This window comes from Mesorhizobium sp. U510 (assembly GCF_059180695.1).
Map to the genome: position 1 here is coordinate 5,096,427 of NZ_CP180532.1, position 18,773 is coordinate 5,115,199.

At 62.9% G+C, this 18,773-nt stretch carries 19 protein-coding genes; 10 read left to right on the top strand and 9 right to left on the bottom strand.

The window, feature by feature from the left end; all coding sequences use genetic code 11:
• Positions 1–119 precede the first annotated feature (119 nt).
• The 4 genes from ACLGL5_RS26510 (at position 120) to ACLGL5_RS26525 (ending at position 3,173) form a co-directional block, all read left to right on the top strand.
• Positions 120–422: a virulence factor gene (locus ACLGL5_RS26510; protein WP_019858703.1), complete on the top strand. Its 303-nt coding sequence runs from the start codon at positions 120–122 to the stop codon at positions 420–422.
• A complete protein-coding gene (locus ACLGL5_RS26515) occupies positions 415–1,029 on the top strand; it encodes a methylenetetrahydrofolate reductase C-terminal domain-containing protein (RefSeq protein WP_038647388.1) in 615 nt (204 codons plus the stop codon). Before ACLGL5_RS26510 ends, ACLGL5_RS26515 begins: the two co-directional genes overlap by 8 nt.
• Entirely contained in the window at positions 1,026–2,117 is a 1,092-nt protein-coding gene (locus ACLGL5_RS26520) for a methylenetetrahydrofolate reductase (RefSeq protein ID WP_010910014.1), read from the top strand. The genes ACLGL5_RS26515 and ACLGL5_RS26520 overlap by 4 nt, the downstream gene beginning before the upstream one ends.
• Before the next feature lie 81 nt (positions 2,118–2,198).
• On the top strand, positions 2,199–3,173 hold the full coding sequence (locus tag ACLGL5_RS26525) for a methyltetrahydrofolate cobalamin methyltransferase (RefSeq protein WP_010910015.1): 975 nt from the start codon (positions 2,199–2,201) through the stop codon (positions 3,171–3,173).
• A 79-nt stretch (positions 3,174–3,252) separates the two neighbouring features.
• On the opposite strand, the gene ACLGL5_RS26530 is transcribed toward ACLGL5_RS26525, so the two are convergent.
• Positions 3,253–3,495 carry a hypothetical protein gene (locus ACLGL5_RS26530; RefSeq protein ID WP_236952029.1) on the bottom strand — a complete coding sequence of 81 codons (243 nt, stop codon included), beginning with the start codon at positions 3,493–3,495 and terminating at the stop codon, positions 3,253–3,255.
• Positions 3,496–3,584: 89 nt separating this feature from the next.
• On the opposite strand from ACLGL5_RS26530, the gene ACLGL5_RS26535 reads away from it, so the two are divergent.
• The 3 genes from ACLGL5_RS26535 to ACLGL5_RS26545 all read left to right on the top strand — a co-directional run bounded on the left by ACLGL5_RS26535 (position 3,585) and on the right by ACLGL5_RS26545 (position 7,217).
• Positions 3,585–5,654, top strand: a complete 2,070-nt coding sequence (locus ACLGL5_RS26535) for an ASKHA domain-containing protein (RefSeq protein ID WP_069092379.1) — start codon at positions 3,585–3,587, stop codon at positions 5,652–5,654.
• Between the two features lie 189 nt (positions 5,655–5,843).
• Positions 5,844–6,029: a hypothetical protein gene (locus ACLGL5_RS26540; RefSeq protein ID WP_027046953.1), complete on the top strand. Its 186-nt coding sequence runs from the start codon at positions 5,844–5,846 to the stop codon at positions 6,027–6,029.
• 234 nt (positions 6,030–6,263) lie between these two features.
• A complete protein-coding gene (locus tag ACLGL5_RS26545; protein ID WP_069092380.1) occupies positions 6,264–7,217 on the top strand; it encodes an alpha/beta hydrolase in 954 nt (317 codons plus the stop codon).
• Between the two features lie 21 nt (positions 7,218–7,238).
• Here ACLGL5_RS26545 and ACLGL5_RS26550 read toward each other — a convergent pair whose 3' ends face one another.
• Positions 7,239–8,138, bottom strand: a complete 900-nt coding sequence (locus ACLGL5_RS26550; RefSeq protein WP_010910020.1) for a LysR substrate-binding domain-containing protein — start codon at positions 8,136–8,138, stop codon at positions 7,239–7,241.
• A gap of 230 nt (positions 8,139–8,368) precedes the next feature.
• Here ACLGL5_RS26550 and ACLGL5_RS26555 point away from each other — a divergent pair, with 230 nt between their 5' ends.
• The 3 genes from ACLGL5_RS26555 to ACLGL5_RS26565 all read left to right on the top strand — a co-directional run bounded on the left by ACLGL5_RS26555 (position 8,369) and on the right by ACLGL5_RS26565 (position 10,313).
• The gene (locus ACLGL5_RS26555) at positions 8,369–8,554 is read left to right on the top strand and encodes a hypothetical protein (RefSeq protein WP_032930657.1); all 186 of its coding nucleotides are present in this window, start codon (positions 8,369–8,371) and stop codon (positions 8,552–8,554) included.
• A 341-nt stretch (positions 8,555–8,895) separates the two neighbouring features.
• Positions 8,896–9,030: a hypothetical protein gene (locus ACLGL5_RS26560; protein ID WP_080512035.1), complete on the top strand. Its 135-nt coding sequence runs from the start codon at positions 8,896–8,898 to the stop codon at positions 9,028–9,030.
• 344 nt (positions 9,031–9,374) lie between these two features.
• On the top strand, positions 9,375–10,313 hold the full coding sequence (locus ACLGL5_RS26565) for a GlxA family transcriptional regulator (protein WP_276315187.1): 939 nt from the start codon (positions 9,375–9,377) through the stop codon (positions 10,311–10,313).
• An 8-nt stretch (positions 10,314–10,321) separates the two neighbouring features.
• Here ACLGL5_RS26565 and ACLGL5_RS26570 read toward each other — a convergent pair whose 3' ends face one another.
• The 7 genes from ACLGL5_RS26570 to ACLGL5_RS26600 all read right to left on the bottom strand — a co-directional run bounded on the left by ACLGL5_RS26570 (position 10,322) and on the right by ACLGL5_RS26600 (position 18,771).
• Positions 10,322–11,119, bottom strand: a complete 798-nt coding sequence (locus tag ACLGL5_RS26570) for an ABC transporter ATP-binding protein (protein ID WP_069093443.1) — start codon at positions 11,117–11,119, stop codon at positions 10,322–10,324.
• A complete protein-coding gene (locus tag ACLGL5_RS26575) occupies positions 11,116–11,889 on the bottom strand; it encodes an ABC transporter permease (RefSeq protein ID WP_027046955.1) in 774 nt (257 codons plus the stop codon). Before ACLGL5_RS26575 ends, ACLGL5_RS26570 begins: the two co-directional genes overlap by 4 nt.
• An 87-nt stretch (positions 11,890–11,976) precedes the next feature.
• Positions 11,977–12,927: an ABC transporter substrate-binding protein gene (locus tag ACLGL5_RS26580; protein WP_064984029.1), complete on the bottom strand. Its 951-nt coding sequence runs from the start codon at positions 12,925–12,927 to the stop codon at positions 11,977–11,979.
• A 203-nt stretch (positions 12,928–13,130) separates the two neighbouring features.
• Positions 13,131–13,979, bottom strand: a complete 849-nt coding sequence (locus ACLGL5_RS26585; protein WP_069092381.1) for a DUF1194 domain-containing protein — start codon at positions 13,977–13,979, stop codon at positions 13,131–13,133.
• A 93-nt stretch (positions 13,980–14,072) separates the two neighbouring features.
• Complete coding sequence (locus ACLGL5_RS26590; RefSeq protein WP_069092382.1) at positions 14,073–16,634, bottom strand: GcvT family protein; 2,562 nt, start codon at positions 16,632–16,634, stop codon at positions 14,073–14,075.
• 149 nt (positions 16,635–16,783) lie between these two features.
• A complete protein-coding gene (locus ACLGL5_RS26595) occupies positions 16,784–17,542 on the bottom strand; it encodes an FkbM family methyltransferase (RefSeq protein ID WP_027046957.1) in 759 nt (252 codons plus the stop codon).
• Positions 17,539–18,771, bottom strand: coding sequence for a DUF2029 domain-containing protein (locus ACLGL5_RS26600; RefSeq protein WP_069092383.1), 1,233 nt, complete (start codon positions 18,769–18,771; stop codon positions 17,539–17,541). The genes ACLGL5_RS26595 and ACLGL5_RS26600 overlap by 4 nt, the downstream gene beginning before the upstream one ends.
• Positions 18,772–18,773 lie beyond the last annotated feature (2 nt).

Here is an 18,773-nt window from a genome sequence, read left to right on the forward strand (position 1 = left end):
AACACGCCTTTCATTTTACGCCATTGAAATGCGTCGCTTTTGAATGCGCGCGCGTCGTCCCATAACAAGCGGGTCCATTGCGCATCCGGCAATGCTCTGAGATCGAGGAGCGAGAATTCATGGCCGATCTTATCGTCGTCTACTGGCGCGACATCCCTGCCCAGGTCATCGTCAAGAAGGGCCGGCAAAATGCCAAGCGCGAGCTGCCGCTGCGCTTCACCGAAGCCATCGACATGTGCGCCATGCGCACCGGCGCCGGCGGTACCGACGACTATCTGGCCGAATGGCGCAAGGCCGATCCGGTTCCGGTCGGCGACGATCTCGAAGCCGAGGTCGAAAAGGCTTTCAAGGACCTCGACACGAAATATGACCGTGAAAGATTGGTCGCTCTGGTCAAGGCGGGGGGCAAAGAAAATGTCTGAGACCACTCCTGTCAAAAACGATGGGCCGACGGTTACCCAGGCCACCCTGGTCAAGAAGGCTGCGCCGAAATCCGACTACAAGCCGGCCGACGTGTCGCCGCAGCGGCGCGTGCAGCGCTCCTTCGCGGTGAGATTATGGTCGATCCGGCATTCGCGTCTGCTCGAATGGTTTTATTCCCGCTTCGCCGACATGTTTCTGCTCCTCCATCCTCTGTGGAGAGGCATCGGCTACGGCCGCGTCGAGGCTCCGATCAAATTCGTCGAGAAGCGCGTCAAGGGGTTCATGTTCGACTGCCGCATGTGCGGCCAGTGCATCCTGTCGTCGACCGGCATGTCGTGCCCGATGAATTGCCCCAAGCAGCTGCGCAACGGCCCCTGCGGTGGCGTGCGTGCCAATGGCAATTGCGAGGTCGAGCCCGATATGCCCTGCGTCTGGGTCAAGGCCTGGGAAGGCTCGCAGAACATGGTCAACTCCGACAAGATCCTGGCCGTGCAGAAGCCGGTCGACCAGTCGCTGCGTGAAACCTCCGCCTGGCTGCGGGTCACCGCGCAGGCGGCTGCCGCCCGTGAAGCCGCCGCCGCACCAAAGACCGGAGCCGCCGCATGAGCGCCCGTCAGCGCGACGAGAACCCGGCCGGCATTCACCTGCCGCTCGATCCCCTGCCCGGCCATTCGTCCCGCGGCCGGCTGGAGCGTGTGCTGCGGCGCGGTGAATTCGCCGTGACGACCGAACTCAATCCCCCCGACAGCGCCGATCCCGAGGACGTCTACAACCGGGCCAAGATCTTCGACGGCTGGGTCGACGCCATCAACGCCGTCGATGCCTCCGGCGCCAATTGCCACATGTCCTCGGTCGGTATCTGCGCGCTTTTGACCCGCATGGGCTATGCCCCGATCATGCAGATCGCCTGCCGCGACAAGAACCGGATCGCCATCCAGGGCGACGTGCTGGGGGGTGCCGCCATGGGTGTCGCTAACATGCTGTGCCTGACCGGCGACGGCGTGCAGGCCGGCGACCAGCCCGGCGCCAAGCCGGTGTTCGACCTCGATTCCATGTCGCTGCTCGAGACCATCCGCATCATGCGCGACAACGGCAAGTTCCTGTCCGGCCGCAAGCTGACGACGCCGCCACAGGTCTTCCTAGGCGCTGCCGTCAACCCGTTCGCGCCGCCCTTCGACTTCCGCCCGATCCATCTCGGCAAGAAGATCGCCGCCGGCGCGCAGTTCGTGCAGACGCAGTATTGTTTCGACGTGCCGATGTTTAGGACCTTCATGCAGAAGGCGCGCGATCTCGGCCATACCGAAAAAGTGTTCGTCCTGTGCGGCGTCGGTCCCCTTGCCTCGGCCAAGACCGCCAAGTGGATCCGCTCCAACGTGCCTGGCATCCACATCCCGGATGCCGTCATCAAGCGGCTGGAAGGCGCGCAGGATCAGAAGAAGGAAGGCAAGCAGCTCTGCATCGACATCATCAACGAGGTGAAGGAAATCCCTGGGATCTCGGGCGTCCATGTGATGGCCTACCGCCAGGAGGAATATGTCGCCGAGATCGTCGATGAATCGGGCGTGCTGAAGGGCCGCCAGCCCTGGAAGCGCGAAATCCGTCGCGACGACCAGATGGTTGCCGACCGGCTCGACCACATCCTGCACGACGAGATTACCGAAACCCAGGTGGATATGGTGAAGACCGCGCATTGATCCGCGCGGAGGATCACCATTCGCTTGATCGAAAAGAGATAACGATATAAAGAACTCTTTATATCACGACGGAGAGATTTCATGACCCGGACCATCGTTGCCTCGGCGACACGAGAAATCATCATCGGCTTCGACCAGCCCTTCTGCGTGATTGGCGAGCGCATCAACCCGACCGGCCGCAAAAAGCTCGCCGCCGAGATGGTCGCCGGCAATTTCGAGACCGTCATCAAGGACGCGCTGGAACAGGCCGCCTGCGGCGCCACCATGCTCGACGTCAATGCCGGCGTCACCGCGGTCGACCCCAACGCCACGGAGCCGGCGCTGCTGGTGCAGACACTGGAGATCGTCCAGGGCCTTGTCGACCTGCCGCTGTCGATCGACAGCTCGGTCACCGCCGCGATCGAGGCGGCACTCAAGGTCGCCAAGGGCCGCCCGCTGGTCAATTCCGTCACCGGCGAGGAAGAAAAGCTCGAAGCCATCCTGCCGCTGATCAAGAAATACAACGTCCCGGTCGTCGCCATCTCCAATGACGAGACCGGCATTTCGATGGATCCGGACGTGCGCTTCGCCGTCGCCAAGAAGATCGTGCAGCGCTGCGCCGATTTCGGCATTCCCGCGCACGACGTCGTCGTCGACCCTCTGGTCATGCCGATCGGCGCGCTGGGTGACGCCGGTCGCCAGGTGTTCGCTCTGCTGCGCCGCCTGCGCGAAGAGCTCAAGGTCAACACCACTTGCGGCCTGTCCAACATCTCCTTCGGCCTGCCGCATCGTCATGGCATCAACGCCGCCTTCATCCCGATGGTGATCGGCGCCGGCATGACCAGCGCCATCATGAACCCGGTGCGTCCGCAGGAAATGGAAGCCGTGCGCGGCGCCAATGTGCTCAACGGCACCGACGAGAACTGCACCAACTGGATCAGGACCTACAAGGACTACAAGCCGGCCGAAGGCGGCCATGCGGTCGCGGCGCCGACGCAGGTCAATGCGCCAGGCGACGGCGCTGCCAATGGTGGCCGCCGCCGCGGCGGCCGTGAAGCCCGCATGGGTCGGGGGTAAGCGCGCAATCGTGAACCGGACTGCAAACCACACTGGACCGATCGCATCATCGATGCGGTCGGACGCGTCTGCTTTGCGGTCAGGCGACGCCCAATATGGCGTCGAACAACGCCATTCCCGCCCACGATCCGAATATGCCGGTCACGCCGCCTATGACGAAGTCATCGTCATAGGCGGGCCACAGCCCGTTGAGCAGCAGCACCGCGACAATCGCACCGAGAATTCCGGTGGCCAGATATTGCGGATTGCGCAGCCACGGCCCCTTCAGCACCCGCACCATGGTAAAAGCGGTGAATATGCTGGACAGCAGGAGATCGGACATGATTGGCCTCTGGACCATCAGACAGTCCGCCCAATAGTGAAACGATCCGTTAAACGGTATCGACAATCCCTTCCGAGACACGTGTACGCATGAACTCGCCTGCCAACATTACCGATCCACTCGTGCTGTTCATGCCGTCGGGCAAGCGCGGGCGGTTTCCCGTCGGCACGCCGGTGCTCGATGCCGCGCGTCAGCTTGGCGTCTATGTCGAGAGCGTGTGCGGCGGCCGCGCCACGTGCGGGCGCTGCCAGATCGAGGTGCAGGAAGGCAATTTCGCCAAGCACAAGATCGTCTCCTCCAACGACCACATCTCACCCAAGGGACCCAAGGAAGAGCGCTACGAGCGCGTGCGCGGCCTGCCTGAGCGGCGTCGCCTCTCCTGCTCGGCGCAGATCCTCGGCGACCTCGTCATCGACGTGCCGCAGGACACAGTCATCAACGCGCAGACCATCCGCAAGGATGCCGACACCAGGGTGATCGCCCGCGATACGGCGATCCGCATGTGCTATGTCGAGATCGAAGAGCCCGACATGCACAAGCCGCTCGGCGACCTTGACCGGCTGAAGATCGCGCTGATGAAGGATTGGGGCTTCAAAAACCTCGAATTCGACTTCTACCTGCTGCCGCAGGTGCAAGGCATATTGCGCAAGGGCAACTGGACCGCGACCGCCGCCATCCACAAGGACGCCGACAGCGATATAGCGCGCGTCATCGCGCTGTGGCCGGGCCTCAAGAACGAGGCCTATGGCCTGGCCTGCGACATCGGCTCGACCACCATCGCCATGCATCTGGTGTCGCTGCTGTCGGGCCGCGTCGCGGCTTCGTCCGGCACCTCGAACCCGCAGATCCGCTTCGGCGAGGATCTGATGAGCCGTGTCTCTTATGTGATGATGAACCCGGACGGCCGCGAAGGCATGACGGTGGCCGTGCGCGAGGCGATCTCCAGCCTCGTCGACAAGGTCTGCGCGGAGGGCAATGTCCAGCGCAACGACATTCTGGATTCCGTCTTCGTCGGCAATCCGATCATGCACCATCTGTTCCTCGGCATCGATCCGACCGAACTCGGCGGCGCCCCCTTCGCACTCGCCGTCTCGGGTGCGGTGCGTATCAAGGCCTCCGACATCGGCCTCAAGCTCAACCAGGGTGCGCGCCTCTATATGCTGCCCTGCATCGCCGGCCATGTCGGCGCCGACGCGGCGGCGGTGACGCTGTCGGAAGGCCCGCATCGCCAGGACGAGATGATGCTGATCGTCGACGTCGGCACCAATGCCGAGATCGTGCTCGGCAACCGTGCGCGGGTCGTGGCGGCCTCCTCTCCGACCGGTCCGGCTTTCGAGGGCGCCGAAATCTCCGGCGGCCAGCGTGCCGCCCCCGGCGCCATCGAGCGCGTGCGCATCGATCCCGACACGCTGGAACCAAAATACCGCGTCATCGGCTCGGAACTGTGGTCCGATGAGCCCGGCTTCCTCGACAGCGTGCAGGCGACCGGCGTCACCGGCATCTGCGGCTCCGGCATCATCGAGATCGTGGCGGAGATGTATCTCGCCGGCATCATCTCGGAGGATGGCGTTGTCGACGGATCGCTTGCCGCGCGCTCTCCGCGCGTCACCGCCAATGGTCGCACCTTCTCCTATGTGCTGAAGGAAGGCGAACCGAAGATCACCATCACCCAGACCGATGTGCGCGCCATCCAACTCGCCAAGGCAGCCCTCTATGCCGGCACCAAGCTTTTGATGGAAAAGCAGAATACCGAGCATGTCGACCGCATCCATTTCGCCGGCGCCTTCGGCTCCTTCATCGATCCGAAATACGCCATGGTGCTGGGCCTGATCCCCGATTGCGACCTCGACAAGGTTTCCGCCGTCGGCAACGCCGCGGGTGCTGGTGCGCGCATGGCGCTCCTGAACCGTGGCTATCGCCGCGAGATCGAGGAGACGGTGAGCCAGATCGAGAAGATCGAGACCGCACTGGAACCGAAATTCCAGGAGCATTTCGTCTACGCCATGGCGCTGCCCAACAAGGTCGACCCGTTCCCGAAACTGTCGGTGGCGGTGAAACTGCCGCCGCGCAAGACGGTGAGCGAGGACGGCATCGCCGGCGACGCCACGCCGCGCCGACGCTCGCGCGAAGGCCACGCGGCAAGGCGTAGCCGCGAATAGACGCGACCTTCACACGCCATCTCGAACCTCGAACTCATTTGCATGCAAATGTTTCCGGATCGAACCGATCTGGAAACCAAACCGCTGTTTTCGCGAAATCCATCCGATACATGGCAGGCGCATTTACCCCGCATCGAACGGCGGCCGAGGACAATCCTCGGCCTCCGCCGTTCTTCAAGGGAGATGAAAATGTCGATGTTCGAAAATCTCGGCCGCTTCGGTGTGACCATCAGGCAGAACCACGCCAGGAACAAGGCGATCCGCGCGCTGAACAGCCTGCCGGCGCATGTCCAGAAGGACATTGGCTGGCCGGCATCGCCGCCCAGCGATCCGCAGGCCGCGCTCACGTCGCTGCTTCTGGGCACGGCGCGCTGATGACCTTTGCCGACAAATGCAAATTGCTCGGCAGGCGCCGGGGATCTCGGAAATCCCTGGCTGCCACCAGCAACCGGCTGCGCGCGGCCTTTTTGCCGCGCCGCTGACGTCGGCGGCGCCGATCACACCGCCGTGTGGACAGAGCGCAAAACTTGACATTTCGGGTGAGCGTACGATCTTCGGAGCTAGTGGAGGTTTCTCTTAGTCGGCTGCAGCCGAAGTTCGTGTATCCGCATGCCAAGTTTCAAAAGCCACGTCGTGTCCTTCGTGCTCAGGTACAGCCGCAAGAAGGCGTTTGCCAGCCCGGAAAACCTGCAGCGCTGGATAGCGGCCGCGCGCAAGACCGAGGATCACCGTCCGCCGGCCTCGCTGCATCAGCGTTTTCACATCCAGACACGTACCATCGACGGATTTCCGGTCTACGAAGTCGCACCAAGAGCAGGCGAGCAAAAGCGGATTCTCTACCTGCATGGCGGCGCCTATGTCTTTGAAATCACGCCCTATCACTGGCACCTGATTGCCGAAATGGCCGACCGGCTGGGCTACGGCATCACGGTGCCGATCTATCCCATCGCCCCGGAGCACGATTTCCACGCCATGTTCGGCATGGTCGGCGACGTCTATCGCCAGATGCTCGACGAGGCCGAGGCGGAAGACATTGTCTTCATGGGCGACTCCGCCGGTGGCAACATGGCGGTGGTGCTGACAATGATGGCCGCCGAAGAAGGCTTGCCCCTGCCCTCGCGCCACGTGCTTATCTCGCCCGGCCTCGACATGTCGCTTTCCAACCCCCAGCTGTTCGAGGCAGAGCGCAACGACCCCTGGCTCGGCATCCCGGGCGGTCTCGAAGCAATCCGCATGTACAGCGCCGGCATCGACCGCAGCGACTGGCACATCAGCCCGATCTATGGCGACCTGTCGGTGCTGCCGAAAACGCTGCTTTTGACCGGCTCGCGCGATCTCTTGACGCCCGACAATCTGATCTTCGCGCAAAAGGCGCGGGAAGCGGGTGTCGAGGTTGATGTCGTCCACGAGGAAGGCATGTTCCATGCATGGCCATTGATCGACATGCCGGAATCGCGACGCGCGCGACAGCACATCGTCACGTTCCTCGGCGAGAGCCTCTCACCGGTCAGGCAAGATAGGAAAACGAGATTTCAAGCGCCCTCCGCCGAGGCGGCGGAGTAGCGCTTTCGATCCGACGACAGATCAGAACTTGCCGGTTTCCCGGAACACTTCGAAGGTCGCGCGGATGTGGTCGGCGACGGCCTTGACCGGCGCGCTGGCGTCCGGCGCCACCACCATGGCAAGATTGTAGGTGCCGATATCGGGCATGCCGTCCTTGGGGCAGAGCTCGACCATGTCGTTGCCGAGGAATGATCGCGGCAGCGGCGCGACCGCGAGGTCGGCCATGATCGCGGCGCGCTGGCCGGCCGTGTGTGCGCTCATATAGGCGACGCGGTAGTTGCGGCCCTCGCGTCCCAGCGCTTCGAGCGCGCCGGCACGCCAGGCGCAGCCCTCTTCCCACAACGACACCGGCAGCGGTTCGCGCAGATGCGCGCAGCCGCCCTTGGCGCCCGCCCAGACGATCGGCTCGGTCAAAAGCACCTCGGCGCCGAGCGCGCTGGTCTTGTAGGAGTTGGTAAGAAGTGTGATGTCGAGCGCCCGGTCGTCCATGCGCCGGCGCAGATTGCTGCTCTGGTCGATGGTGACGTCGACGGCGATCGAGGGATGCGACTGCGCGAAACGCTTCAGCACATGCGGCAGCACGCGTTCGCCGTAATCATCCGGCGAGCCGAGCCGCACCACCCCGACAATCTCGGGAATGATGAACTTCGACACCACCTCGCGGTTGATCGACAGCAGCCGGCGGGCATAGCCGAGCAGCATCTCGCCATCCGTGGTCAGCGACACGGAACGCGCATCGCGCGCGAACACCGAACGGCCGAGAATGTCCTCCAGCTTCTTGATCTGCATGGAGACCGCGGACGGTGTGCGGAAGACGGCATTGGCGGCAGTGGTGAAGCTGCCGGTCTCGGCAATCGCCACGAAAGTGCGCAAAACGTCGAGATCGAGGAGCGGCAGTGGATGATTGAGCGGGGCGTTCATGGGAAGTAACCTTCAATTTTTCTGATACAAAGCATCATTCCATTTCGTTTGATTGAACACCGGATCAGGAGGATAGTCAACTCCATCGAGTGAGGTTCCTGCCACAAGCAGCCACGAAACGACCACGTCACAGGCCTGCAATCGACATGAAATGGGGTTGAAACACGCCACGTGTAAGCCCCCACACCAAAGGCCGGAATGTCTCCGGCCCGCCACCAAAGGAGAATGAAATGTCTATCCTGTCGTCCCTCGGTCGCATCGCGACTGAATTCAGCGCGGCACGCGCCCGCTACCAGACTGAACGCGCCATCCGCTCCCTGCCGATCGAACTGCAGAAGGATATCGGCTGGCCTGAGGCTTCGGACACCAAGACCGGCACTCGCAACGGCGTTGGATCCTGGGCTGGAGCAAAGTAGATCGTGTGTACCAAATGCTGAAGGCCTGCCGCGCCCACCCAGCCCGGCAGGCCTTCTCTATTTTATTTGCATTCAAATGAGTTTCGAAGCCATGTCGCCAACGCATGGCGCATATGAGCAAGCCGCATAGCGGCTCCGATTTCGAGTTAATACATTGTAAACAATCACAAATTTCGAGCAGATTGCCCAAATTTGTCGCAATCCGTGTCGCATTTCATATCAAGTGCTTCGTTTTTGCGATTTAGTTTTACGCAACACAAGCCTATATCACAGCCAGCAAACGAGCTGCCCCACTCCATCAAGCGAAGGCGACCCGTCTGAGCAACCGATAGGAGATGATGATGAAGCTTTTTGCCCGCCTCTTTACCCGCCGCGAAATGAACCTGACCACCGCTCTCGAGCGCCAGCGCCTTGCCAACACCATGCCCGGCCAGACCGGCGCGATGGCTGCGGCGCGCCTCGGCTTCGTCGCCTGACCATTTTTCAGGCAGCGTCTCCCTGCCGCTGCTTCAAGACTGCAACGCCGCCTGGCTCCAGCCAAGGCGGCGTTTTTGTTTTGCCTTTGTACATTTTGCCTGTCGCGTGAACAGTTGATGCAGCTCCCCTGAGCATTACCGCACACTGATTGCCCATTTGCGACCCATGTCGCAAATTTTGTCTAGCCAAGGCAGCGTAGCCGATTGACAGCCAAGGTTTTTCCTGATGTCGCTATGCTATTCGCGACATCCTGTTCGCGCCATGGCCAGGTGAGGTTCCCGTGAACGCCATCAAGCATCCGATCAAGCGATCGTTTGTCTTTTTCCTTGTCCCCGATTTCACCATGATCGCTTTTGCGACCGCACTAGACCCGCTGCGCTCCGCCAACCGCATGCTCGGTTACGAGGCCTATCGCTGGCGCCTCGCCAGCATCGACGGCAAGCCGGTGCGCGCCTCGAACGGCGTCGAATGCGCGGTCAACACCTCGCTGGAGGAAGAGCGCAAGAAGATGGCGGGCCCCGACCGGCCCAACATGGCCATCGTCTGCAGCGGCATCGATGTCGAGCGCTACCAGAACAAATCGGCTTTCGCCTGGCTGCGCGAGGAGTACAATCGTGGCGTCGCCGTCGGCGGCCTGTGCACCGGCGCGCACATCCTTGCCGCCGCTGGCCTCCTGTCCAACAAGCGCTGCGCCATCCATTGGGAAAACCTGCCGGGCTTTTCCGAGGCGTTCCCGAAGGCCAATGTCTTTGCCGACCTCTTCGAGGTCGACCAGAACATCTATACCTGCGCCGGCGGCACCGCCGCGCTCGACATGATGTTGAAGCTGATCGGCGACGATTTCGACGAGAGCCTCGTCAACCGGGTCTGCGAACAAGTGCTGACCGATCGCGTGCGCAGCCCGACCGACCGCCAGCGCCTGCCGCTGCGCGCCCGTCTCGGCGTGCAGAACTCGAAGGTGCTGACCATCATCGAGCTGATGGAGGGCAATCTCTCCGAGCCGCTGTCGCTGATCGAGATCGCCGACCATGTCGACCTGTCGCGTCGCCAGATCGAGCGCCTGTTCCGCACCGAGATGGGTCGTTCCCCTGCCCGCTACTATCTGGAGATCCGGCTCGACCGCGCCCGGCATCTGCTGATCCAGTCATCGATGCCGGTGGTCGAGGTGGCGGTCGCCTGCGGCTTCGTCTCGGCCTCGCATTTCTCGAAATGCTACCGCGAGCTCTATGCCCGCTCGCCGCAGCAGGAGCGCGTCGACCGCAAGCAGTTGCTGGCGGCCTGATTGCGGGATCATGCCTCGGCCGGCTGGGCCTGTGCCGTGCGCATCGCCTCGACGCGGATGTCCTCGGTCAGCCGCGCCTTCAGCGCCGAGAATTCCGGGCTGGTCTTCAGCGTGTAGTGGCGCGGATGCGGCAGGTCGATGGCGACATCCGACTTGATGCTGCCGGGCCGCGCCGTCATCACGATGACGCGCGAGGCCATGAAGATCGCCTCCTCGATATCGTGGGTGACGAACAGCACCGTCTTCTTGCGCCGCTCCCAGATGCCGAGAAGCAGCTCCTGCATCAGCCCGCGTGTCTGGTTGTCGAGCGCGCCAAACGGCTCATCCAGCAACAGGATCTCGGGATCGTTGGCGAGCGCCCGGGCGATCGCCGTGCGCTGCTGCATACCGCCGGAAAGCTGCTTCGGCCAATGATTTTCAAATCCCCTCAGCCCGACCAGATCGACATAGGAGGCGACGATGTCGTCCCGCTCCTTTGGCGCCATGCCGCGTTCGCCCAGGCCGAAGGCGATGTTCTCGGCGACCGTCAGCCACGGGAACAGCGTATAGGACTGGAAGACCATGCCGCGATCGGGTCCCGGCCGCGTCACAGCCTTGTCGTCGAGCAGCACGCGGCCTTCACTCGGCGCTTCCAGGCCGGCGACAATTCTAAGCAGCGTCGACTTTCCGCAGCCGGACGGCCCCAGAATGGTGATGAAGTCGTTGGCGGCGACCGCCAAATCGATCGGCATCAGCGCCTTGACCGGCAGTCCGCCACGCACGCCGGCAAAGGTGCGCGAGACGCCCTCGATGAGAAGCTTGCTCACGCCAGGCTCCATGGAAAGAGCCAGCGGTTGAACGCCTTGAAGGCGAAATCGGACAACAGCCCGATCAGGCCGATGACGATGATGCCGAAAATGATCTGTCCGGTCGCCAGCCGCGACTGACTGTTGATGATCATGTAGCCGATGCCGGACGACGACCCGATCAGCTCGGCGACGATGACATAAGTCCAGGCCCAGCCGAGCACCAGCCGCAGCGTCTCGGCGATTTCGGGCGCATTGGCCGGCATGATCACCCGTTTGACGATGCCGTTGTTGGTCGAGCCCAGCGTATAGGCGGCCTCGACCAGATCGCGCCGCGTCGACCCGACCTTGACGGCGATGATCAGGATGATCTGGAACACCGAGCCGACAAAGATGACCAGCAGCTTTTCCAGTTCGCCAATGCCGGCCCACAGGATGAGCAGCGGAATGAAGGCCGAGGCCGGCAGATAGCGAGCGAAGGAGACGAAGGGCTCCAGGAACGCTTCCACCGGTTTCCACGCGCCCATGGCGATGCCGATCGGCACAGCGACGACCGAGGCCAGCACGAAGCCGCCGAAGACGCGCCAGATGGTGATCAATATGTCGAGCCAGAAGCGGTCCTCGACCAGCAACCGCCAGCCATCCCTGAGCATCGACAGCGGGTCGGCGAGGAAGATGCGGTTGACGTGGCCGCCAAGCGTGATCCAGGCCCAGAAGGCAATGAACAGCACGAAAAACGAAATACCGAGCGCGATTCGCAGGCCCGGCGAGACTGGATGCAAGGGGCGCATCTTCACATCGTCCCTATCAAATGGTCACGTGTCCAGGAGAGAGCAGCGGCGCCGGGCGGCGCCGCACGATGGGCAAGGGCCGGACGATCAGTTCGCCACCGCGCTGGTGTCGGCCAGCGTGGCGACGTCGGGCGCTTCCTTGATCAGCCCCATCTGCAGCAGCAACTCGCCCGCGGTCTTGGAAAAATCCTGGAATTCCTTGGTGAAGAACTGTTGGTTCTCGGCCTTGTCGGCCCATTTCAGGTACTTCGCCGAATCCTCGAATTCCTTGGCCGACTGCTTCACGTCGGCGCCCATGATCTCGTAGGATTTCTGCGGATCTTTCTTGATCAGGTCGAGCGACTCGAAATAGCTGTCGGCGAGTGCCTTGGCAGCGTTGGGATTGGCCTTGAGGAATTCAGGCGTGCAGCCGACCGTGTCGAGCACCATCGGATAGTCGAGCGTGGTCGCCAGTATGTGGCCCTGGTCGGCCTTGTCGCGCACCGCCGAGATGAACGGCTCATAGGTGACCGCCGCATCGTTCTGGCCGGCAAGGAAGGCCTGCGCCGCAGCGTCCGGCTCCAGATTGACGACCGTCACGTCCTTGGTCGACATACCGTTCTTGTTCAGCACCCATGCGAGCAGGAAATAGGGCGACGTGCCCGGGGCCGAGGAGGCGACGTTCTTGCCCTTGAGATCGGCGACCGTCTTGATGTCGTTGCGCACGACGATGCCGTCGGCGCCATAGGATTTGTCGAGCTGGAAGATCTGCTTTGTGGTCACCCCGCTGGCGTTCCACACCAGCCAGGTCTCGACCGTAGTGGCGGCGCATTGCAGGTCGCCGCTGGCGATGGCGAGCGGACGGCTGGCCTGCGGCACCTTCTTCAAGGTCACGTCGAGGCCGTGCTTCTCGAAGAGCCCTGCCTGCTTGGCAAGCGTCAGCGGCGCGAAGCCGGTCCAGCCGCTGATGCCGATGGTGACCGATGTAGCGGCCATCACCGGCACGGACAGACCGGCGGCGAGCGTCAAAGTCGCGGCGAAAACGGCGATCCTGTTCATGTCGGTTCCCCTTTTGTTTCTCTGGCCGAAATTGTTCACAGACGCCTGTCGGCTTGTCAATCAACAGGAACGTGTTCGGCTGCTGCCAGCAGGCTCGCCTCACCACCTGCGTTGGGTCAGAATTGAAGCCCTGCCCATGGACAGTCGCCGCAACGGCGCTCGGCCGATTGTGGCAGTCGTCACTGTTGGTTGGCTCGCTCGGCTCAGCGGCTGTCGAGCATCCAGTTGCGGTTGCGCCACATTTTCTCGCCGATCTGGCAGTCGGCGGCGGCCTTGTCCTGCGCCAGCACCACCGGCGGATGATCGGCCTCCTCCGCCGCCCATTGCGGTGAGGCCGGGCCGGCAAGCTCCAGCACCAGTTTGCGGCGAATGGCTTCGGGAAATTGCGTCCAGTCATTGACCGGGATCATGAAGGCGCCCGGGCCGCCGATCACGCAGTCGCTGTAGTAGCGGTCGAGATCGTTGACGTCGTAGGCGCCGGAAAGGCCACCCCGGGTCATCAGTGGCAGGCCGTTGATGACGATGCCTTGTCTGACCACGCCGTCGCGGGCGAGATTGACCGGAGCGCCCTGGTTGTTGGGTCCGTCGCCGGAAATGTCGATGACCCGCTTGGTCCCCTGGTAGCCGCTTTCGGCGAAGAGGTCGCTGCCGAATTCCAGCGCGCCGGAGATCGAGGTGCGCCGCGCGCTGTTGGGCGGCTGCGCGGACAATTGCGCGACCACCCGCTCCGCGTCGGCACGGTTGGCGATGACAGTCCATGGCACGATGACACGCTGCCATGTGGTGCCGGCCCATTCGACATAGGTGACGGCAATCTTGCCATGGGCGCCATCGGCGATCGCCTGCAGCACGTTGTCGTGCGTCAGCGCCGCCGCGTAGCCATGACGCTGGATCTCGAGCTCGTCCGCCGACATCGACAGCGAAACGTCGACCGCCAGCACCAGCTCGACATCGACCGGCTCATCCGCGCGAGACCCAGGCGTCAGCCAGAGCATCAGCGCCAGTACGGCGCATCCGGAAAGGAGATGTCTTGCGCGCGACAAAGCAGACATCCCGCAAGGGTAAGCGAAAACCGCCCGCTTAAAAAGACAAAAGCCCGGCTCGAAACCAGGCTTTTGCGATCAGTCCGTTGCTCCGGCCGAACCTCAGCTGCGCGGCTTGAGGTTCTCCGGGTCGTAGAGAGGCTTGTAGCCGACGCCGGCGACTTCGACAGGATAGGTCTCGCCGAAGTACTCGACATTGAGCTTGCGGCCTTCCTGCGCATACGAATGCGGCAGATAGGCGAGCGCGATGTTCTTGCCGATCGTCGGTCCATAGGCGACCGAGGTGGTGAAGGAGCGGCGGCCGAGTTCATCGACCAACGTTTCCCCGGTGGCCGGGTCCAGCACCGGCATCGTGCCAACGGGATAACGCGCCACGCCCTTGGAATCAGTGTTTTCGGTCATCACCAGCGTGCACAAAGTCGCCGGCTGGTGCTCGCGGGCGCGGTATTCCACATGCTTGGCCTTGCCGCAGAAATCGTTCTCCTTGACCTTCGGCCGCGCGAGATCGGCTTCCAGCAGATTGTACTCGGTCAGAAGGTCGGCATTCTGCAGGCGCAGGCTCTTTTCCATGCGGCGCGTATTGGCATAGGTCTCGACGCCGAACGGCATCACGCCGGTCGAGCGCAGTGCGTCCCAGACGGCGAGGCCATCCTCGTAGCGCATGTGCAGTTCCCAGCCCTGCTCGCCGACGTAGGAGATGCGGAACGCGGTGACATCCTTGCCGCCGATGCGGACCGGCTTGATCGCCGCGAAGGGGAAATTCTCCGGCGAAAGGCCCTCGGGATTCTCGACCACCTTCTGCAAGGTGGTGCGGGCATTCGGACCCCAGATGCCGATGGTGACGTATTTCTCCGTCACATCGGTGACGGTGGCGTCAAAGCCTTTGTCCTGCGCGGTGCGCTGCATGTAGCGGAAGTCGCGCGGGCCGGCATCGGCGCCGTCGATGACGCGGCAGCGGTCGGCCATGCGGATCACGGTGAAGTCGGCGCGCACCATGCCTTCCTCGTCGAGGAAGTGGGTGTAGATGCCCTTGCCGATGTTGTTGTCGCCGCCGATCTTGGCCGCGCAAAGCCATTCAAGCAGCGCGACATGGTCTGGCCCTTCGACGTCATACATCGAGAAATGCGACAGGTTCACGATGCCGCAATCCTCGCTCATCGCCAGATGCTCGGCATTGGAGACGCGCCAGAAATGGCGGTTGTCCCACTCGTTCTCGCGTACGGGAACGCGGTTGCCATATTTCTCAAGCAGGTGCTCGTTGGCGGCGTAGCCATGGGCACGCTCCCAGCCGCCCAGCTCCATGAAATAGCCGCCGAGTTCCTTCTCGCGCTCCCAGAACGGCGAGCGCCTTATGTTGCGGGCCTTGGAGAAGGGCTCGCGCGGATGCACCGCGGGATTGTAGACCTTCATCGCCGTCTCGGTGCAGCGATCCCAGATGAACTGTTCCTTCGTCTGGTGCGGATAGAAGCGCGCATAATCGATGGCATGATGGTCGATTGCCGTGCGGCCGTCCGTCATCCAGTCGGCGATCAGCTTGCCCATGCCTGGGCCGTCCTTGACCCAGATGGCGACGGCATACCAGAGCCCGCGCACCTTCTGGCTTTCGCCCATGGACGGGCCGCCGTCGGCGGTCACCTGCAGCAGGCCGTTGAAGGAATGGCTTTCATTGTAGCCGAGTTCACCCAGGATCGGCGTCAGTTCCATGGCGCGCTCGAGCGGCGCCAGGATCTGCTCCATGTCGAGATCGCGCTGCGACGGCGACAGCCGCGCCTCATGCTTTTCCAGGAGGTCACGCGGATGGCAAAGGCGCGGATTGTTTTCTTCGTAATAGCCCCATTCGATCTGGCCGCCCTCGGCGGTCTTGGGATCGCCGGTGTCGCGCATATAGGCCGAATTGCCCTGGTCGCGCAGCAGCGGCCAGCCGATCTCCTTGCCGGTGCCGGCGAACTCGTTGTAGGGGCCGAAGAATGTGAGCGGATGGTCGATCGGCATGACCGGCAAATCCTCGCCGACCATTTCCGCGATCAGCCTGCCCCATATGCCGGCGCAGACGATGACATAGTCGGCCTCGATGGTGCCGCGATCGGTCACCACGGCGCTGATGCGGCCGTCCTTGACGACGAGCGACTTGGCCGGCGTGTTGGCGAAGGATTTCAGCTTGCCCGATGCTTCCGCCTGGTCGACCAGCTTGCCGGCGACGGTCTGCGAGCGCGGGATGACCAGACCGGCATCCGGATCCCAAAGGCCGCCCTGCACCATCCCCTCTTCGATCAGCGGGAATTTTTCCTTGATCTCGGCCGGTTCGATCAGGCGCGCGCGTGTGCCAAAGGCCTTTGCCGAGGCGATCTTGCGCTTGATCTCGTCCATGCGGCTGTCGTCGCCGACGCGAGCCACTTCGAGGCCGCCGATGCGGGCGTAATGGCCCATCTTCTCGTAGAAATCGATGGAATAAAGCGTCGTCCAGCAGGATAGGAAATCATGGCTGGTGGTGTAGCAGAAATCGGAAGCGTGCGCGGTCGAACCGATATCGGTCGGGATGCCCGACTTGTCGATGCCGACAATGTCGGACCAGCCACGTTCGATCAGGTGATGGGCGATCGATGCGCCGACGATACCGCCGAGGCCAATGATGACGACCTTCGCCTTTTTCGGAAACTCTGCCATTGCCCGCGACTCCAGATGCTATTGCGGGCAGCTTCGGCGCCCGTTTGATCGGCGCACAATATGCAGACGACAGGCACGGCGCTACCGCCTGTTTGCGACACGCCGCAGGTGCGGCGCGACCCGATCCGGATCGGAGAAAACGCCAGCCGTCAGGCGAAGGCCCAGACGTCCTCGGCCTGGAAGCCGACCTGGTAGCCCGCTGTCTTCAGTTTGACCACGACCTGGCCAATCTCGGTGGCCGGCAACGCGCCGACCTCGACCTTGATCATGCCCGGACGGTAGCGTTTCAGATCAAGTTGTTCGAAGACGATCCAGTCGGCGCCCTCACAATCGACGAGAAAAGCATCGATATGGCCGATGCCGTTGCGGTCGAGCAGCGTCTGCAGCGTTTCCGACGGCACCTCGATATCCCTGAGATGCGGCGCGAATTTGTTGAAATTGGCATCGGCCTCGCCCCAGGCATTCTTGCCCGACATCAGATTGGTGTCGGTGACCGAGGAGCAGCCGATGAACTCGATCGGCAGCGTGCCGGCCTCGAGCGCCGCGGCATCGAAAGTGTGGACGGTGATCGTGCCCTTGGTTTTTGTGACGGCCACCGGCTCGATGATGAAGCGGCCCGTGTCGGGATAGTTGGCACGCAGCCGCTTCTGATTGTAGGGGATCGGCTCGACCAGCATGGCGCGGGCGCCGGCGATCGTGTGCAGCCACGGCGTGACATCGTCGAAGAGCGCGCCGTCGCAGGCGCCGACATTGACCATCTGGAACGGCTGCCCTGCCCCGCCGAAGCGCGCTTTCAGCGCCGCCTTCGCCAGGAATTTCGTGCCGCGCAGCGACGGCCCACGATCGAGCAGGCCGGAGGGAAGGCCGAGCGACAAGGCGATGCGCGCCAGCCTGGATAGCGAACTCATGGCTTGTCTCCCGGAATGATGTGCAAGGCCGCGCGATGCTGGCCGCGGACCGATGCTGCCCACAGCGCCATGAACGGCGTTGCCAGCAGCAGAAAGGGCGGGATCAGATGCGGGAAATAGATACGCGTGTCATGGATCGGAAAGACCGTGAACTTCGCCAGTGCGCCCAACACCAGCGCCGCGAACAAAATGCCGGCGCGCCGATCAAGGCGGAAGCCGGCGCGGCCGGCGGCGAACCAGCCGGCCAGCGCCAGCACCGAAACGCCGACCCAGCTGTTCAGATTGACGGCGCGCAGCAGGGACGTTGCAAACGCCTTGAGATAGGCGGTGACCGAGAACGCCGGCTCGAACGCGTCCATATTGTAGTGCTGCTCGATGCTGGAGAACCACAGATGCGGCCACCAGCCGGGATGCTGGGCCCAGTGCGAAATGGCGAAATAGGCGACGAAGGATGCGGCAAAACCGGCCAGCGCGCCCCACGCCTTTTGCCGGAAAGCGACTAGCAGCACCGCGAATATGGCAAGGAAAACAATATTGTCCGGCCGCACCATGAAGGCGAGGAAGAGCAGGATCGCCGTCGCCGCCTCGCGGCATCTGACATAGGCGTAGAGCCCGCCAAGCAGCAGCGCCGACGTCAGCAGGTCCGGCGTCGAGGCGCGCGCCGCGTCACCGAAATCGGCCATGATCAGCACCGCCCCGACTACCGGCGCCAAGGCCAGGGCCTTTTCCCTGTGCAGCCAGAGCAGCGTGATCGCGCCGAACAGCAGCACCGAAAACACCTGTACCAGCCGCATCGCCTCGACCGGCGACATCACCGCGCTCAGTGTCGACAGGATCTCGGCATAGAGGAATTTTATCCGGTACATGCCGAGCAGCGAATGGAAGTCGGCGGCATTGTCCGTCATGTGGCTGCGGAAGCCGCCGCCATCATCGGTCAGCGCCTTGTAGTCACTCGCCGACACGCCTGCCTTGACGGTGCTGTAGGCATAATCATGCAGCGCCTGCGCGTCGGGATAGGTGCCTTCCTCCGATATTGCTAGATAGGGCAGCATGTCCCAATTGGCGTCAGGCATCACCCATGCCGTGAACGCGGTCAGAAGGATGTAGAGCGCGAAGGTCGCCGCACCGATGGGGGCTGCCAGCCTGGCATAGGTCCCCTCGCCCCACGCCAGGCCGGTCTCGGCGAGCCGGTCGAGCGGGTTTTTCGCAGCGGGAGACTTGGTCAGCATCG

Bases quoted from the DNA above. Each gene is read 5' to 3' on its own strand.
- ACLGL5_RS26595 (WP_027046957.1), bottom strand. From the start codon at position 17,542: ATGAGTTCGCTATCCAGGCTGGCGCGCATCGCCTTGTCGCTCGGCCTT.
- ACLGL5_RS26535 (WP_069092379.1), top strand. From the start codon at position 3,585: ATGAACTCGCCTGCCAACATTACCGATCCACTCGTGCTGTTCATGCCG.
- ACLGL5_RS26515 (WP_038647388.1), top strand. From the start codon at position 415: ATGTCTGAGACCACTCCTGTCAAAAACGATGGGCCGACGGTTACCCAG.
- ACLGL5_RS26565 (WP_276315187.1), top strand. From the start codon at position 9,375: ATGATCGCTTTTGCGACCGCACTAGACCCGCTGCGCTCCGCCAACCGC.
- ACLGL5_RS26590 (WP_069092382.1), bottom strand. From the start codon at position 16,634: ATGGCAGAGTTTCCGAAAAAGGCGAAGGTCGTCATCATTGGCCTCGGC.
- ACLGL5_RS26520 (WP_010910014.1), top strand. From the start codon at position 1,026: ATGAGCGCCCGTCAGCGCGACGAGAACCCGGCCGGCATTCACCTGCCG.
- ACLGL5_RS26540 (WP_027046953.1), top strand. From the start codon at position 5,844: ATGTCGATGTTCGAAAATCTCGGCCGCTTCGGTGTGACCATCAGGCAG.
- ACLGL5_RS26575 (WP_027046955.1), bottom strand. From the start codon at position 11,889: ATGCGCCCCTTGCATCCAGTCTCGCCGGGCCTGCGAATCGCGCTCGGT.
- ACLGL5_RS26600 (WP_069092383.1), bottom strand. From the start codon at position 18,771: ATGCTGACCAAGTCTCCCGCTGCGAAAAACCCGCTCGACCGGCTCGCC.
- ACLGL5_RS26545 (WP_069092380.1), top strand. From the start codon at position 6,264: ATGCCAAGTTTCAAAAGCCACGTCGTGTCCTTCGTGCTCAGGTACAGC.
- ACLGL5_RS26530 (WP_236952029.1), bottom strand. From the start codon at position 3,495: ATGTCCGATCTCCTGCTGTCCAGCATATTCACCGCTTTTACCATGGTG.
- ACLGL5_RS26560 (WP_080512035.1), top strand. From the start codon at position 8,896: ATGAAGCTTTTTGCCCGCCTCTTTACCCGCCGCGAAATGAACCTGACC.
- ACLGL5_RS26585 (WP_069092381.1), bottom strand. From the start codon at position 13,979: ATGTCTGCTTTGTCGCGCGCAAGACATCTCCTTTCCGGATGCGCCGTA.
- ACLGL5_RS26525 (WP_010910015.1), top strand. From the start codon at position 2,199: ATGACCCGGACCATCGTTGCCTCGGCGACACGAGAAATCATCATCGGC.
- ACLGL5_RS26550 (WP_010910020.1), bottom strand. From the start codon at position 8,138: ATGAACGCCCCGCTCAATCATCCACTGCCGCTCCTCGATCTCGACGTT.
- ACLGL5_RS26580 (WP_064984029.1), bottom strand. From the start codon at position 12,927: ATGAACAGGATCGCCGTTTTCGCCGCGACTTTGACGCTCGCCGCCGGT.
- ACLGL5_RS26555 (WP_032930657.1), top strand. From the start codon at position 8,369: ATGTCTATCCTGTCGTCCCTCGGTCGCATCGCGACTGAATTCAGCGCG.
- ACLGL5_RS26510 (WP_019858703.1), top strand. From the start codon at position 120: ATGGCCGATCTTATCGTCGTCTACTGGCGCGACATCCCTGCCCAGGTC.